Origin of the sequence: Cyanobium sp. Aljojuca 7A6 (genome assembly GCF_024346455.1) — a bacterium.
Lineage (GTDB): Bacteria > Cyanobacteriota > Cyanobacteriia > PCC-6307 > Cyanobiaceae > Cyanobium.
In genome coordinates, this window is sequence record NZ_JAGQCY010000024.1 from 20,604 (window position 1) to 36,596 (window position 15,993).

15 protein-coding genes are annotated in these 15,993 nt (G+C 64.4%); all 15 read right to left on the bottom strand.

Annotated elements, in window-relative coordinates; all coding sequences use genetic code 11:
• Positions 1 to 12 precede the first annotated feature (12 nt).
• On the bottom strand, positions 13 to 2,001 hold the full coding sequence (locus KBY95_RS16455; RefSeq protein WP_254966182.1) for a putative baseplate assembly protein: 1,989 nt from the start codon (positions 1,999 to 2,001) through the stop codon (positions 13 to 15).
• Positions 2,002 to 2,021: 20 nt separating this feature from the next.
• Entirely contained in the window at positions 2,022 to 2,447 is a 426-nt protein-coding gene (locus tag KBY95_RS15470; RefSeq protein ID WP_254966183.1) for a GPW/gp25 family protein, read from the bottom strand.
• 5 nt (positions 2,448 to 2,452) lie between these two features.
• Positions 2,453 to 3,259: a hypothetical protein gene (locus tag KBY95_RS15475; protein ID WP_254966184.1), complete on the bottom strand. Its 807-nt coding sequence runs from the start codon at positions 3,257 to 3,259 to the stop codon at positions 2,453 to 2,455.
• 12 nt (positions 3,260 to 3,271) lie between these two features.
• Complete coding sequence (locus KBY95_RS15480; protein WP_254966185.1) at positions 3,272 to 3,739, bottom strand: hypothetical protein; 468 nt, start codon at positions 3,737 to 3,739, stop codon at positions 3,272 to 3,274.
• Positions 3,711 to 4,244: a phage baseplate assembly protein V gene (locus KBY95_RS15485; RefSeq protein WP_254966186.1), complete on the bottom strand. Its 534-nt coding sequence runs from the start codon at positions 4,242 to 4,244 to the stop codon at positions 3,711 to 3,713. The genes KBY95_RS15480 and KBY95_RS15485 overlap by 29 nt, the downstream gene beginning before the upstream one ends.
• 17 nt (positions 4,245 to 4,261) lie before the next feature.
• On the bottom strand, positions 4,262 to 5,359 hold the full coding sequence (locus KBY95_RS15490; protein ID WP_254966187.1) for a phage late control D family protein: 1,098 nt from the start codon (positions 5,357 to 5,359) through the stop codon (positions 4,262 to 4,264).
• A complete protein-coding gene (locus tag KBY95_RS15495) occupies positions 5,356 to 5,991 on the bottom strand; it encodes a LysM peptidoglycan-binding domain-containing protein (protein ID WP_254966188.1) in 636 nt (211 codons plus the stop codon). Before KBY95_RS15495 ends, KBY95_RS15490 begins: the two co-directional genes overlap by 4 nt.
• A complete protein-coding gene (locus KBY95_RS15500) occupies positions 5,991 to 6,272 on the bottom strand; it encodes a hypothetical protein (protein WP_254966189.1) in 282 nt (93 codons plus the stop codon). Before KBY95_RS15500 ends, KBY95_RS15495 begins: the two co-directional genes overlap by 1 nt.
• A 621-nt stretch (positions 6,273 to 6,893) precedes the next feature.
• Positions 6,894 to 7,034 (bottom strand): DUF6760 family protein, encoded by a 141-nt coding sequence (locus tag KBY95_RS16560; protein ID WP_396095037.1) that lies wholly within the window; start codon positions 7,032 to 7,034, stop codon positions 6,894 to 6,896.
• A gap of 17 nt (positions 7,035 to 7,051) precedes the next feature.
• Positions 7,052 to 7,339: a phage tail assembly protein gene (locus KBY95_RS15505; RefSeq protein ID WP_254966190.1), complete on the bottom strand. Its 288-nt coding sequence runs from the start codon at positions 7,337 to 7,339 to the stop codon at positions 7,052 to 7,054.
• Positions 7,340 to 7,419: 80 nt separating this feature from the next.
• Entirely contained in the window at positions 7,420 to 7,845 is a 426-nt protein-coding gene (locus KBY95_RS15510) for a phage tail protein (RefSeq protein WP_254966191.1), read from the bottom strand.
• Positions 7,846 to 7,891: 46 nt separating this feature from the next.
• Positions 7,892 to 9,103 (bottom strand): phage tail sheath C-terminal domain-containing protein, encoded by a 1,212-nt coding sequence (locus KBY95_RS15515; protein ID WP_254966192.1) that lies wholly within the window; start codon positions 9,101 to 9,103, stop codon positions 7,892 to 7,894.
• A gap of 18 nt (positions 9,104 to 9,121) precedes the next feature.
• Positions 9,122 to 9,976, bottom strand: a complete 855-nt coding sequence (locus KBY95_RS15520) for a Pvc16 family protein (RefSeq protein WP_254966193.1) — start codon at positions 9,974 to 9,976, stop codon at positions 9,122 to 9,124.
• 166 nt (positions 9,977 to 10,142) lie between these two features.
• Positions 10,143 to 13,220 (bottom strand): hypothetical protein, encoded by a 3,078-nt coding sequence (locus KBY95_RS15525; protein ID WP_254966194.1) that lies wholly within the window; start codon positions 13,218 to 13,220, stop codon positions 10,143 to 10,145.
• A 355-nt stretch (positions 13,221 to 13,575) separates the two neighbouring features.
• The gene (locus KBY95_RS15530; RefSeq protein ID WP_254966195.1) at positions 13,576 to 15,687 is read right to left on the bottom strand and encodes an ATP-binding protein; all 2,112 of its coding nucleotides are present in this window, start codon (positions 15,685 to 15,687) and stop codon (positions 13,576 to 13,578) included.
• Positions 15,688 to 15,993 lie beyond the last annotated feature (306 nt).

A 15,993-nucleotide genomic window follows, 5' to 3' on the forward strand; every position in this document is an offset into this window, starting at 1 on the left:
GTGGCTCTCCGCTCAGGACATCGTTTCGATGGTGTGGACGCCGGAACACACCAGGAAGCGGCCGCTCTCGCGCACCTTCGCGGTGCGACTTGCCAGGTTGAGGTTTTGTGCCCAGCCCGCGTTGGCAACATCATCAGCCACGGCAGCGACCGTGATCGTTCCCACATGGTCGACGCCCTCGATCGCCAACTCGGCGATCAGCCGGTGGATATCGGAGGGCTGGGGCTCCCGGCCGAAGGCCCAGCCCTCACCCCCACGCCCGGTGAGCGGATGCAACCAATCCGCCAGCGCCTCCTTCAGGGTGGCCCTCACCAGATCCTCGCGGCGGGGAGAGCGCAATCGGATGCGCACAGTTGCTTTCACCCTCAGGTAGAGCGGGCCCACCACGGAGATGGTGGCGGCGGCACTCGCCTGCCCCAGCAGCTTCTCACGCACGTGCCGCAATAGCTCCAGGCTGGGGAGCGGATTGGGGGCTGCCGAGCGCGGCACGATAATCAGGCTCACCCTTCCGGCACCTGCCCTTTCATCGTCGAGGGTCCTGATCACCTTCACAGGGTCTGTCGCCAGATCGATCAGGGGGACGCAGCGGGCGCGGGCCACCTCCGTGGAGGCGAGCCTGGCGAGATCTTCATAGTCTTCCTCGGCTACGGCACGAAAACGATGGCGCAGGGACCGGGGAGCTCTCTGAAGGAGCGCGGCGGTGGTTTCGCCTTCGGCTCCGCCGCTGGCCGCCACAGGATTGAACACCTCGGCGATGTAGCGCCCTGCGGCAACGGGGGTTGTGGCCGTGCCGGCGGGGATGTTGCCGGCCAGGCCGCCTCCGGAGCGGTAGCTCGCCAGCCGGACGTTGCGGGCGCCAGGAGGTGGAATCAGCCCCTGGCGCCCGTTCCCGAAGCGGATCGTGCCCTCGCTGCGGTCGATCACATAGTGGCGATCGAAAGGCTTGGAGCCATGGAAGTCGGAGACCTCCCGCCAACGGGTCCACAGCAGCGGCACTTCGATCTCTGAAGCTCCACCGGGGCGCACCTCCAGAACCTCCAGCACCTCTTCGGCCAGCACGGGCCTGCGAAAGGACCTGAACACCTGATCGGCGGTGCCATCGCTGGAGCCAAGGATTTCCTCGCGGATTGTCACCGCCTGGTGCGCGGGCACGGTGTTCACCCAGACGGCACGCAGCCTGGGCACGGCGCCTCTGAAAGTGGGCAAGGTGGCGCGCACCTGGAACCTGGATGCAGCGGGCTTGAAGCCGGCTGGAACCAGGAAGCTGACCATGCCGCTCTGGTTGAGCCCGTCGGTGCCGTCATCGATCGCCAGAGGCATCCAGATGACCGCTCCTCTATTGGCTTCCCCGGCGGAGTAGTGCCAGAGCACCCGGGAGGTCCCGGCTCCCGAAGCCGCGGTGGAGTCGTAGAGCAGAGGATCCAGGAGGAGGTAGACCGTGAGAGCCCGGCCCACCTCGGGTTGCCGCCCGTCTTCCAGCGCCAGGTGGAGAGTAAGCGACGACGTGCTGGGAAGGCTTGCAGGGGCGTTGCCTGCCCCTGACTCGCGGGTCAGCAGTTGGGAGAGATCTTGCGTGCGGTTTGGAGGGCTCGTCAGCAACAGTCCCTTGAGAAGAAAAGGGCTCAACCAGAGGTCCGATTCCGTCTCGAAGAGCAGCGGCCGGCCGGCGGCGTCGGTGCCCTCCGCCTGCACCTGGGTGCCCGCCGGCACCGGGCGGCCGCCCGGTGCGCCGGGATCCAAGAGGAAGGTGAGCGGCGTCCGGGCGGCGGTCGCTGGGATGAGGCTGTTGCCCAGCCGATCCAGAAAGGCGAGAAAATGCTTCTGCGGGGCCCCATTGAGGCGATCAATCACCAGCCCGCTGTAGTAGGCGCAGATCTCTGTAAGAGCCCTGCCGATCTCGCCGCCGTCTGCCTTACTGTTCCACTTGTAATCCTTGTGGAGATAGTTCACCAGCAGACGCTGGATCTGGCTGGCCACATCCGCTGCGCTGCGCGGATCCACGGGAGGGGGCGGCAGCACCATCAGGCCTCTCCTCGTTCGACATAGAAAGGATAAACCAGGTTCTTTTGCGAGTTCGTTCGCCTGATGCGATAGGTGAGGGACACCAGCAGCCGCCTGCCGCTTTCAGCCACGTCGGCCTCCACGGCCACGCTGAGCAGTTCGATCCGCGGCTCGAACCGAAGCAATGCCTCGCTCACGCGTTCGCGCACCAGCGCCAGGGTCACCGCATTCAGCGGCTCGAAGGCCACGCTCTCCATGCCGGCGCCGAACTCGGGCCGCATCACCCGCTCTCCCCACTCGGTTTCGAGGATCAGGCGAATGGATTGCTCCACCTGATCCTCATAGCCGCTCATCGCCACCTCCCCGCCCTGGATGCTGAAGGGAAACAGCGCCATTCCCCTGCCGAGAAATCCCTCCTCTGAATTGGAATCAGGCGTGTTGGTCATGGCTGTCAGGGCAGCAGGTCGATGGTGCGCTTGGCAGTGGTTGTGCGTGCCTTCACCGCAACCTCCAGGGTGCACTCGTAGGGGCCGATCGCCTCCGGTGGTAACGGCCCCTGCGGAGACAACGCTGGTGTGAATGCCAGCAGACCCCGCCGCTCCGCCTGCGACGGCGCGGTGAATTGCCAGGAAGGATCCCGCGCAGAGGGATCGTGCTCGAAGGTGAGGCGCGGCCGGTTCGCCGGCAATCCCTGGGGAGGTGGCATCCACCGAGGCGTCCACCCGGCGGGAGGCGGTGCGGGGGAGAGGATCCAGCTGTAACGAAGCTGGTTCACGGCCTGGTAGGTGGGGTTGTCCCAGAAGTCCGGTGCCTCGGCCTGAAGCTTCAGCGCCTGCCGGGGCACAGCGGGCGGCGGATCTGCGAGCGGCGGATTCACAATGGTGGCGCGCAGGACATGTATCACGCAGGGCGATTGCTGTGTCTGATCGCCACCGGCGTACGCGCCATGGCGGATCGCGCGGATCTCCGCTTCGCTCTCCCCCCGTTGATCCGTGGCCGCAAAGCCGATCACCTGGCTGCCCAGGGGCAGATCACTCTCCTCATAATCGCTGCTTGCAAAAGGGAGGGCCGTTTCATTCAGGGAATATCTGCCCTTGTTCGCGCTCCGATTGAGGCTGGAGTACCAGCGGAAATAGAGGGGAACTGCCGCGAGTGAGGGAGGTCGGTGATCCTCCCTCCCCTTGAAGATCACGTTTACGGGCGCGATGAGCACCGCATCATGGTCAGGGGAGACGATACTGATCTTCAATGCATCCATGGGTACGACTCCTTAGCTCTGCCCACTACTCTTGCCGGGACCACTTTTCTGACCGAAAGTGATCGTGCCGCCATTCGGCAGGGTGACGCCGGTGTCATCCTCCACATTGACACGAACTCCGTTGATGAACACCGTGGAGTTGTTGACGCTGGGCAGCACCATGCCGGGCCAGGTGGGTGTTTGGCCCTGCAGGCAGATGCCCAGAGCCACCACGGGTTTCTTCACTGGGCCCACCGTCACGGACTGGTTGAACGACTGGTTGATGTTCACATCTGTCCCAGTATCGATGGGAGCAGCGGGAGGCGGCGGCAGGATCACCGGCACACCCGTTCCGGTGGCACCCTCCACGAGCACCTCCCGGGCGTCAATCTTCACCTTCCCGCCATTGCTGGCGACAAGATTCAGAGTGCCGGCGAGATTGAGTGTGCCCTTGAGAATGAGATCGGTCATATCATTGCCCCGTGATCTGGTTGCCTTCAATAATGGTTTTCGGTCCTAGATCCGAGCCGATGGTGGTCCTTTGCCTCAGGCTGGTTATGCCCTCAACGGTGAGATCTCCCTTGATCGTCACTCCCTGCCTCGCGGTGACCGTAATGGTTTGCGTTGTGGTATCGAAGCTCACCTTGCAGGAGCCTGAGCTGTCGATGATCTCGATGCTTTCCTTGCCAGGTTTGTCGGAGAGGCGCACCTGGTGGCCGCTGCGAGTTTGGATGAGCTTCAGATCGTTGGTTCCTTCGGTGTTGGCGGTGGGCGGCCGGGCTTTGGTGCTCCACAGGGTGCCAAGCACCACCGGCATGTTGCCCTGGCCATTGATGAACGCCACCACCACCTGATCCCCCGGGTCGGGGAGAAACACCAGGCCCCGGCCATCGCCGGCCATGGGGGCAGCGAAATAGGCCTGATAGCTGCTGCCCTTCGACGGAATCTTGATGCCGATTCGCCCCTGCTCGTCGAGCTTGCTGCTGGACACCGTGGCCAGGTACACCCCTCCAGAATCCCTGTTCACAGATCGGGCCTCATGGAAAAAGACGTGAGATAGCCGGATGCGGCCAGGCGGTGACTGGCGGACTGCACCACGTAGGGGCCAGGGCTGAAGCGCCCCATACCCTCCAGCATCACCACGCTGCCCACCTTCACGAGCGGATCCCCCACAACGCTTCCGTTTGTGGTGATCAGCTGGCGGCGGATGTCGTTCATTTCCTGCTCGGCTTGGGCCTGGGCCTCACTGATGGAGTTCACCTCGGCCTGGGCGTGGATCACGCGGGTGTTGGAACTGGAGCCGACTCGCCCAACCGCTCCGATGACCTGTGCCAGGCCTGTGCTCGATAGGGCCGAGAGATAGGCGGGGGACAGATTGGCAGCGGCCGTGGCGCTGATGAGTTCCTGGCGGGCGGCATTCCAGGAGCGGACCTCCACGGCGGCGGCTTGCCCAGCGGTGCTGAGCCGGGCCGAGAACGACACCAGGTTGCGGCCCCGGCGAAAGCGCAGGGCGGGGCCGGGCCGGCGCCGCATGAAAAACAGGGTGCGGTTTTCGCTCCAGAGCTGGAAACCGTTGCGGGTGGCCAGCCGCTGGAGAAACGACAAGGTGGTTTCCTCGCTCTGGGCTTCGGCCGCGGTGCGGGATGGCGTTTCATCGGCCACCACGGCTGGCAGGAGGCCGGTGGTCGCCACCACCTCCCGCACGATGGCGCTGTCGGAGAGGCCCTCTTTGAAGGTGCGTGATTCCTTCGTTCGGGAGGCGCGGTGGAGATCGTCAAACCCCTCCACGCTCAGGCTGAGGCCCCCGCTCTCATCGAGGCTCACCTCGATGGCGGTGATCTCCCCTTCGATCATCGGCAGCAGGGCTCCGGCATAGCCCAGGGCGATGCCGATGCGACGCCCCTCGCTGAACAGACCATTGGCCAGGTCGATAAGAAGAAACTGGGGATCGTGCAGGCCGAGCTGAAAGCTGGCCGGCTCATTGGCGCTCTGGTTGACGCTGATCGAGCTGCAGGCAGACGCCAGGGAGGGCGGGAGCGGGATGCCCTCCACCGTGATCGCGAACTGGGGCACCAGCACGGGTTGCCCCGCCAGCCCCGGCGCTTCGAAGGGGGAGATCATGGGCGCCTCCTGATCTCCAGCTGGCGGCCTGTGGGCAAGGCACGGGGATCATCGAGGCCATTGGCGGTCGCAATCTCCCTCCACCGGTTGGGATCGCCATAGAGGGCGGCGGCGATGCTCTGGAGTGTGTCTCCGGCTTTCACCACGTAGCGAGTCGCCAGCTCCGCTGTGGTGAGGGCAGCGGAGAGCGCAGCGGTGGTGAGAAAGGGCATGGGTTCATAGCCCTTGAACTCCACCGCCAGGGTGGCGCGCAGGGGCAAACCAAAGGCGCTGAAGTGATCGAAGGTTTGCTTCACGCTAACCAGGTAGCCGGGAAAGGCGAGCGAACCCCATAACATCAGCAGTCTCGGGGGCGCCATGGTGGGGGGCTGAGGTTCCGCCATGGCGGTGATCAAGCCGGTGCGGAGCCGCACGTCGGCACCGGTGTCGGTGGTGTCGAAAAACAACTCCAGGCTGAGGCTTCTGGCCTCTCCACCCACGAACTGCAACAAGGCAGCGGGAAGGCCCGGAATCTTGATCTCGGCAAACCGGTTGGAGCTGCTCAGCTCATAGCGGGGCGGGTTGAACATCACCGGAATCGGCGGCGTGCCCGGGGCATCGATCCTCACGATCACGGCCTTGGTGAGTGCCATCAGACGTTGCCCCTGCGCTCGCGCTCATGCCGGGCCTGCCGCTCCAGTTGGATCGCCACCTTCTCCGCCACCAGGGAGATGTCCTCCCGGCTGAGGTGGAGTGGGGCGGGGGCGATGGGCGAGCCGTCGCCATTCGATGGGTTGCGTTGGGATGCAGCAGGCGCCTGGGTCGAAGCAGGTGGCGTGGGCGGCGGCGGGGATGGAGCCGCGGGCAGCCAATGCAGATCCAGCCCGGGTAAAGGCGTGGCCTGGCGGATGGACTGTTCGTAGAGCACATCCACCAGGGATGGCTGGGCAGTGGATCTGGGGGGGCTGCCTTGAGCGGGAAGGGTCCATGGGAAGGACTGTCGCTCCGCGACCACTGGGCTGGATGGCTCCGATGGCGGGATGGGGGCGACGCGCTCCGGGCGTGGCGCCATCAGGGCATCACCCTGGCGAAAGGCTGGAGAGAGGGGTCGCCAGGCCGTTGTGAGGGATCGAGGCGTCGTCCTGACGGCCGGTAGCAGGGGAAGTGGTGCTGCCGATGGGGTTCCGGCAAAGGCGGAGAAGCTTCCGCCTCCATCGCCGGCTGCGGCTGCGGCTGCGGGCGCGAGGGAAGGGTTGACGCCAGCGAGGGCCAGGGGGCGGAGGATCAGGGCCTTGGGGCGAAGCCTGAGTGCAAAGGAAAAGCCGCTCCAGTGGTGGATCGTGGTGGCGGAGGAGTGGAGCGGCGGAGCTGGCCGCCACCAGGCAAGAGAAAGAGGGTGCCAGCGATGGCCTGGTGTCGAGGGTCGCCGGCGCTGCGTGCCGAGTTGCAGGGGGAGGCGAGCGGGTCGCCAGGAGCTGCGGGCTGCCAGGGCTGGCGGCGTATGGGCGGTGGCGGGGAATCCAGCTGGCATCGCGGGTCGGAGCGGAGGACCGGCTCAGGGGCGGGTGTTGTTCAGCGTTTCGTTGATCCTGGAGATCTCCGTTGCCCAGCGGCGCCGTTCACGATGTTCCATGTTCATCACCTGGTCGTTGGGCCAATGAAAGTGGTAAGCGATATAGGCCACCTCCTCATACAAACGCTCGAGGGGGTAGCCTAGAACTCCCCCGCGCGTTCAGGCTCCATGCTGAAGGCCTGTTGGCAGTGGGGGCAGGTGATGGTGATCTGGCGCGATTCACTGCTGTTGATGCGATTGTAGAAATCCTGCAGATAACCCAGATCAGCCGCGAACAGATTTTCGATGACCTTGGGGTTGATGGCCTCCAGGGAACCCAATCGGGTGACCACCCTGGAGAGCAGGATCACCACCAGATAGGCGGGGTTGCTCTGCACCCGTGGATCCTTCTGCGGCAGGATTTCATCGGCGGCCGTGGCCAGGCGCATGGTGCCTTCACGGTGAAGATTTCCTTCGGCGTCAACATAGCCACGGGGCAACAGGAATTCAAACTGCGTAGCAAAGTCACTCACGCCCTCACCGTCCGTTCGCAACTGATGGTGAGTGTCTCGATCGCCACATCATTACCCTTTGCGGTGAGGTCTGGAGCATCGTATTTACTGGGCCATGCAGTGAAGAAATTCCAGCGTACTTTCTCCTCACCCACATCATCCAGCAGGATCACCGAGCCGTCTTTACGGATGATTCTTCCGTCCAGCGCGGCCCTGTGCCAGTCGTAGAGCTCGCGGGAATCGGTGATGCCCCATTTGAGAGTGATGTCGGGGTAGGTGGCCTTGCCAGGCAGCTTGCGCACGGTGGGGGCATCACCGCCCTCACGGTATTCGATCACCTCCAGATTGGAGCCGAAACCTGTGCAGTCGGAGAAGCCAGCCTGGGTGATGCCGTCGATTTCGAGCAGGAAACGGAAATTCCGGTAGGGGTCTTTGCGGTCCATGGGGCGAATGGGCGGATGGGGGGATGGGGGGAGTAGGGGGCGGGGTTCAGCCGCCAGCGATTTGCTCGATGCGGAAGATCACGAATTCGGCAGGCTTGACGGTGGCCACGCCGATTTCCGTGACCACACGCCCCAGGTCGCGCACGTCGGGGGGATTGGTATCGGCATTGCAGCGCACGAAAAAGGCCCGTTGCGCTGACTCGCCGAACAGGGCGCCGCTGCGCCATTCATTGGTGAGAAAGCCGGTGATGGTGCGCTCAATGCGTTTCCAGAGGGATGGGGTGTTGGGCTCGAACACCACCCACTGGGTGCCTTCATCGATCGATTCCCGCAGATAGTTCATGTAGCGGCGTACACCGACGTACTGAAACTCATTGCTATTGCTATCAGCGCGCGTTCGGCCTCCCCACACCTTGATGGCCCCATTGAATTCGCGGATCACGTTGATCCCATCCGGGTTCAGACCATCCTGGATGCTACGACCGATGCGATGCTCGAGTGAAAGGGCGCCGAGCACCACCTCATTGGCGGGGGTTTTGAAAACGCCACGGGTGGCATCGCTGCGGGCATAGATGCCGGCGATGTGGCCACTCGGTGGCACGAATCGCCGTCTGGTAGTTGTGACTTGATTTTCGACTTCGGTCCATTGGACTTCGATCCAGGGGAAATAGATGGCACCAAAACTGCCAGCCGCGCTGCGCGCGCTGGGGCTGATGGCCGCTGGCGTGAAGCTCAGGGCAGTGTCGTTGGCGTTCGCTTTGGGGGTCTGAACGCCATCGAGTACAGCAACACGATCGCCAAGGGTCTTGCAGTGGGTCAACAGGGCATCGTGTTGTGCTGCAGAGGTGGCTCCCGGAACGGCCACGATGGCGATTTCATCGATGGCGGCGAAGGCGTTCAGCTCATCGGTGAGACTCTCAAGATCTGCCTGCGCGGCTACTCGAATCACCCAGCAGCGGGTGCCGCCGTTCGAGAAGAAGCCAAAGACGGCATGGGCCAGGATCGCATTCGCTCCCTTGATTTCGCCGAAGTTGATGGTGAACTCGTTCCAGCTGGTGACCAGTAACGGTTTACCAGCCATAAACACGGTGTATCTGTCAAAGGTTCCATCGGCCTTGGGCGCCGGTTTGTCTGGCATCACGATGTCGTTGGGTACGACACCAATGAATCCCGCTGTGCTGGTGCCAACTCCGGCGATTGGGCGTACGGACGGCGGCACATCTTCGACATAGACGCCGGGTGATTTGTAGGTGGGCATCGGGGGTACTCCTCTGTCTCAGGGGGCGAGAGAAAGGTCCACATCAAATGCCGTTGGGGCGACGCCAGGCACCGGCATGGAACGTGTGACAGTAGTGTAGCCGGCCTTGGCAAACTTGACCGTCGCGGTGCCTGCGTCCATTCCTCCGAAGAAGAAGCGTCCTTCGGCATCGGTGAGGGTGCGCAGGCCCAGGGCCTCGATGGAAACCACAACCTCTGGCACGGGGGTGCGATTGCCTGCGGATCGCACCGTGCCACCGATCTGGTGCAAGGTCACGTTGGCGCCGCTTGTGGCGTCTTCGATGGTGAAGGTGGTGCTGCTCACCGGCTTGGCGCTCACCGGTGTGGTGAGGGCATCAATGGCGATGGTGGCGGTGAGCGTGAAGGAGGGCCGGAGCTTGCCGCCGAGGGCGGACCAGAACTCGGCCGGATTGCGCATCAGTTCGCTCTGGAGGGTCACCAGGGTGATCGGATAGGGCTGGCTGGCGAGGGGGGTGCCGCTGAGCAGGGCCGGCGGGATCGTGGGCTGACCAGCAAAGACCCGCAAGACCTCGGCCAGCAGTTGGTGTTGTTTGAGGATCGACGCTTCGCCGACTTCCCCTGACGCGATCCACACGGTGACCAGGTAGGAGCAGGCCACCCGCAGCGGCGGCTGGCGCAGCGTCACCAGACCATTCAGCCGCTCGACGACCGGCTCATTGCAGCGCAGCTCGGTGTTTTCGCGGATGTCGTAGAGAAACAGATTGACCGTCGTGTTCTGCGGGTTGAAGGTGTCGGAGGGCCGATCGAAGGAGACATCGGCATCGCTCACCGGGGCGGGAGCGCTCGCGGCGTCGAGGATGGCTTTCAGTGTTGTGGAGAGGGCTTGGAGCATGGGGCAACACAGGATGTAGCGAGCGGCCGGATGGATCTGGATCAGACTTAATTCGCTCGATTAGTACATTGTTCGATTGAGCTATCCATCTCTGTAAGGCATATAGCCAAGCTGGGCTCGGGCAGCAGATCGTTCAGAGTGGCGTGGAGCGGGTGGAACATAGGGATCAAGGCAGAGGCCAGGGGTTTTTCCGTGCGGCGTTCTCAGCCATGAAGGTGCGGCCCACCTCAGTGCTGGCGTCGAGCTTCACGCCATGTGCTTTCAGCGCGGCAATCATCGCGAGTGCCTGGTCATCTCTGACTGAGATAAGCGGGCGATCGCTGCGTACATCCATTGAGGCTTCCAAGTCCTTGTTGCGGTAGCCGAACGAGTGGGCCTCGTTGTCCCAGGCGGCATGCAGCGCGGGCAGCAGCGGCAGCAGGTTCTGCGGATTGCCCAGATCGGACAACTGCCGCGCCAGGCTGGGCGGCAGACCGGCGCCTTCGAGCAGTGCGCCCACTCGCTGCGGTATGAACTGGTGCTCGAGTTCGAACGATGAGGTGTTGGCGTCCTCGGCCTCCGCGTCCTTTCGAGCATGGCCATGTTCCACCATGCGCTTCAGTTCTTCTGGGCTGGCCGAGCGAACCGGATTAATGTCGAACAGCCCACTGTCGTCGCGTGCCGCGGTGCCCAGCTCGCGTGCCTCGGTTTCTTGATGGGCCAAGGTGCGCCATGCCCTCTTGCGGATGGTCTCCCAGGTCGGGTAACCCTTGGATGTGGGCATGTCGATCGGGTCACCCGGCTTCCAGGCCCCCTTGGGTGCATTGGGGAAGCGCTTGTGATCCCACCCCATGCCCAGGGTGCCGGGCTCAACGTGCAGAGCCCTAGCCTTCTGCCTGTACTCGGCAGCATCAGCTGCAGCTATCTCACCTGGCTTGGGCAGCACCCGTGGCGGCTCGAAGTTCTGCGGCGTGGTTGCGACCCAAGTCTCCTCTGGCGGTGCTTTGCCCTTGGCAGCCACGGGCGCTTCGTCGGCACGCAAAGCGCGTATCGGCTCGGCGTCGGGGCGCACCACGCCCGTAGCGTCATTGGCCAAAGGCTGAACCTGCTGCGACAAGTCGACTTCCAGAAAATCGGATACGCGCCGCTCCCAGCGCGCCTGGCCTTGCTCGTTCCTGTAGCGCTTCTGCGGGCTGGGAGCATCGGGGCCTTCGGTCCTCGCGCGCGGGATGGGCTGCGTTGTCACGCCCGAGCTAACGGCCGCCGCGGCCTCCATCACGTTGACCCGGGGGCTGTCGGCAGGGGCGGGATTGACGGAAATGGCCTTTGTGGCCTCGGGCCGTGGTGTCGCCAGTTCGAGCCGAGGCTGCTGTTCGGCCGTGGCCGCAGGCACTGATGGTTCTGGCAGCGCCGCCTTGCCCAGAGGTCGCTTAACCACAGCGGTGGCGCTCGTGGCAGTCGGCACATCGAGCGCAACGATGTCCGGGCGGTTGTCCCAGGGCGATGTGACTTCCGAAACCGGGGCAGGATCTTCGGGCCCCATGCGCGTGTACGCGGGGCGCATGGATTCGAGCTCCGCGGCGCTCAAGGGTTGGTCGGCCGTCGAGGCTGGCGTGGGCTGCGAAGCTGGCGCTTCGATGATCACCACGCGTTCGCCGCTGGATGGCGGGGATTCGCGCATGCCGCCAGCCATCGCCCGGATCTCCGGCGGCTGTGCCACCGGCAGCGCAGCCTCGATGCCGACACGCTTCTCAGGCCGGGTGACGCCTTGCCCCTGCATCGCGTCGATCACCGCGGCCGACGGAACTTCGGCCGGAACTGGGGTTATACGCGGCGGCCTGCTTGGGGCCCATGGCAACCACCTCTGCTGCTCGGGCGTGAGCTCGACCTGCTCCATCTCACGCATGCGACGTTCCAGCCTGACTTCGGGCGTCTCGTCCGATTTGACGGGCTTAGCCGGAGTGGCGGTTTCCGCAACCGGGGCGTTTGCAAATTTGGCGACAGCTTGAAAGGGCTCTGGCTCGGGCTTGGGTTTCGGCAAAACAGCGCGCTCTTCGGCGGGAGGCTGATGCGGAGGCTTGGGGACCCCTTCGGCCTCGGGGGGCAGATTGCCTCCATCGCTATGCGGCTTGGCGGCTTTGACAGCGCCGGCGGCGGCGATCACCTGCTTCATCAGGTCCATCAGCACCGGGCCGGCACGGCGCTTCTTCTCGTCCGTTGGCAGGTCAGCGGTGCCGATCTCGATCAGCTGCCCCACGATGGGCGTGATCTGCGCGCCTTCCAGCAAGGCGCCGATGCGGCCCGCCTTGTCACTGTCGCCGGCGGTGGCACCGAAAGCATTGGCCACTAGGCGGAGCAGCGCCTTGTGAAAGGCCGGGTCCTGTAGCAGCGAGGCTGCGACGAGCTGGCCGTGTGTGCGCTGCTGCGCCTCAAGCAACGCCACGATCTCGTTGGCTGATTGCTCCACCGCCATCAGATTGCCCGAGACGCCAATCCCCTTTTCAACGACTTGCGCCCATTTGGCGGCCTGTGTCCACTGTGAGCCCACTCGGGATGCGTCGCCCCGACCCATCGACACCAACAACCAGATTGCTTCGCCGCCATGAGTGGAGACCTCGGCGGCGTTCATGCCCCAGAACAACTCTTCGCCTTCACTCCATTCCTCGCGGCCGATGAGCTCATTGCCGACAAAGTCGTACTGCTCTGCCAGCCAGGCGGCAGCAGCCACCGGGTCGGCTACGTCGAGACCAGCCTTGCGCATCAGCTTTGTAACGCCCGAGGCGCCGGCATCCACCGTGCCTGCAAGCGAGGTGCCCATGCCCTTGAGGATGCCCCACACGGCCACAGCTTCCTTGCGGCCCATGGTGCGCCAGAAGTTCTCGGGCGCCTCGGCCGAACCGGGCGGGCCGATGTACATGGCGCTGCGTTCTGCCAGCGCCTGAAATTCGGCAAGACGCTCGCCTTCCAGCTCACGGAACAGGTCTTCATACAAATTGGCCCACTGCTCCATAAAGCCCGATCGGCCAGTTGCCCGGGCATAGGCTCGCGTGCGAGCTGCGAGTAGCAGGCGGTCAAGGTGTGGCGTACCGGCCCCAGGTCCAAGGCGCTCATCGGCTTTCGACCAGTGGCGCACGATGGCGACGATCGCAGCTTCGTCGGCGTCGCGCACCCACTGCTTGCGCAGCATGTCGGCGACGCGATCAATATCGGCCGCAATGTGGGCAGCCGCTTCGGGGCCCACGTCGAAGGCCCGATTGCGCAGCATTCGTAATCGGTCCTGGTTGCCCGATGGCAGGACTGTGCTTTGCTGCGGCGCTGCCGGCTGAGCCAGACTGGGTGATTGACTGGCCGGTTTGGCGAACGAGGCCGCTCGCGGCATACGCACAGGTGGGCGACTATTACTCATGCGCAGCACCAACTACACACCACAGTTTGTGGAAAGCAATGCTTCCCTTGAACCCACAAACTCTTGATCGATTGGTATGATGTGCAAGCGCTGCCGTAGACGCGGCCGACCGCGGGTCTGCGCAGCAGTCTCGTTTTCGCCCGTTGCCCTCGCCGTCGGGCCGCCGCGCTCGCTGCGTGATCCTGTTGAGCGCTGGCTCTGGCTCCGCCTTCACTCATGGGCTTTCTCCATTAGGCCCTTGCCACATCTTGCCTTCCTTCTCCACCTCGCGCTGCATCGCCCGCAACAGATGGGCCCGTGCGATCGGCACGCCCTCCTCGGCGGCGAGGTAGGCGGCTGCCAGAGCCACGTTGCGGATGCCGCCGCCGCTGAGCTTGTAGCTCTCGGCCAGATCCTCGAGATTCACATCCGGAGCCAGGGGCACCTCCTTGGGCCAGACCCCCTCCCAGATCCTGCGTCGGTGTGCTGCATCCGGGAAGGGGAACGGAACGATGAACGTGAGCCGCCGCAGGAAGGCCTCATCCAGATGGTGGCGCAGGTTGCTGGCCAGGATCGAGACTCCTTCGTGCTGTTCCATCTTCTGAAGCAGATAGCTCACCTCCAGATTGGCGTAGCGGTCGTGGGCATCCTTCACCTCCGAGCGTTTGCCGAAAAGCGCATCAGCCTCATCAAAGAAGAGAATGCCCCTGGCGCCCTCGGCAAACACCGTTTCGAGATTCTTTTCCGTTTCGCCGATGTATTTGCTCACCACCCGGGCCAGGTCGATGCGCAGTAGATCCAGACCCAGCTCTCCCGCCATGATCTCCGCCGCCATCGTCTTGCCGGTGCCCGAGGGGCCGGTGAACAGCACGTGGGTGCCCGTGCCGTAGGCCAGCTTGCGCCCGAAGCCCCAGCGCTGCAGTACCTGCTCCCGCTGCGCGTGCCGCGTGCAGATGGCGCGGAGCTGGGCCACGCCGTCCTCCGGCAGTACCAGATCCTCCCAGCTGCGCACCGGGCTGATGGGCTGCACCAGATGACAGACGCCGCGGCGCATCTGCTGCCGGGCGGCGGCGAGGAGTTCTGCCTCCCCTGGGGATTCGCTCTGCCCTGCCACCAACCGCACGGCTCCAAGGATCTGGCCGGACTCCAGCTGGAGGCGATCCGCAAGGCGTTCCGCGAGAGCCGGATCCAACCCATGGCCCTGCAGTTCATGGCGCCAGAGCGCATGCCGTTCGGCGCTGGTGAGGGGAGGCAGGCTCACCGAAACCACCGGGTCAGTAGCTGCGGCGTCGCCCGGCACATCCCACGGTGCGGCTCCTCCCAGCAGCACGACCGTCCTGGCCTCGGCCAGGTGAGCCAGCAACACCCGCAGCGCTGGTGTCCCTCCCTCCTCACGCAAGGTGTCGACATCCTCGAAGGAGACCACGGCCTCCCGCAACCATGCCTCCCGCAGGACGGCGCCCAGCCGCGCGCCGAAGTCTGCCTCCGGATGCAGCAGCCGCGGCACTCGCACCCGCAGCAGCGGCCGCCCCAGTGCTTCGGCAAGGCGCTCGGCGGCGGCCGCGCGGGCCAGGGGGTCGGCCCCCTGCAGATGGAGCACCCTGCTGATTCCCTCCGCTGAAGGGTGGATCGTGCGGATCAACCGCTGCGTGAGCGCCTCGTCGCTGGTGCCTGGGACCCCGGCTGGATTCACGACCTCGCAGGCATGATGCAGGGCTTCATCCAGCCCCTCGCCGCCAAGAAGGGCGGTCACCACCTGGGGGGCGGGCCTCAGGGACCGTGAAAGCAGGGGGGCGGGATGGGATCCGCCCTCGGAATCGAGGTGAAGCAGGCCGTAGCGAATCAGGGGAGCCGGCTGGAGGAAGCGGGACCGCAGCGCCAGTTTGCCGTCCGCATCATTGCTGAGCAGGTTGAGGGCCAGGTCGACGGTGGGTCGTTTCCGATTGACATCGTCCTGCAGGTAGGCATAGAGCCGCTCATAGCGAAGGTCGATTTCCGGTGCGATCGCCAACAGGAGGATCGCGATGTCCCCCTGGCTCAGCTTCGCCACTCGAACAAGACGGAGAAAGGACACCGGCAGAGCAAGGCCTTCGGGGTGACCCGCTGGCCCGAGATCGCCGAAGAGCGGCTGGCCCGGTTCCTGGAGCAGCAGCCATTCGACCTCCGCTGGGGTGATCACCAAGCCCCGGTAGGGATCGGCCGCGAACTGGGGCCCATGGGCACTCCCCCCGGCGGCGAGGGCAAGGCGGATGCGGTCGTCGAGCCACTGAAGCCAGGGCCGCAGGGCTTGGCATCCCAGCCCCTCAGGACCAGGGTTATTTGCGGCCATCTCCGGTGCAACCGTCATGGCTGGGGAACGGAGCCGGCCTCACCCTACTCAATTCGCTGCCAATGGTGATCCAGAATGCTGGTTGATGACATAGGAAGAGGTGTAGCGCATCCTCATCTGTGTTCTTTGCTCATGGCATGGGTAGCAAATATGCCGGCAGGTTCGGTCAGGCCTCTCCTGGATGCCGACGAGAAGGGCTAACGCTCAAGATCAGAAGCGGGCAGCAGCTTTGACGTTGCCATAGCCCTCCGCTCCCGTCTTCTGTATCTTGATGTTAGAAGGTCCACTCATCGGTAGACATCTCTTCTGTGGCCAACCTTAACA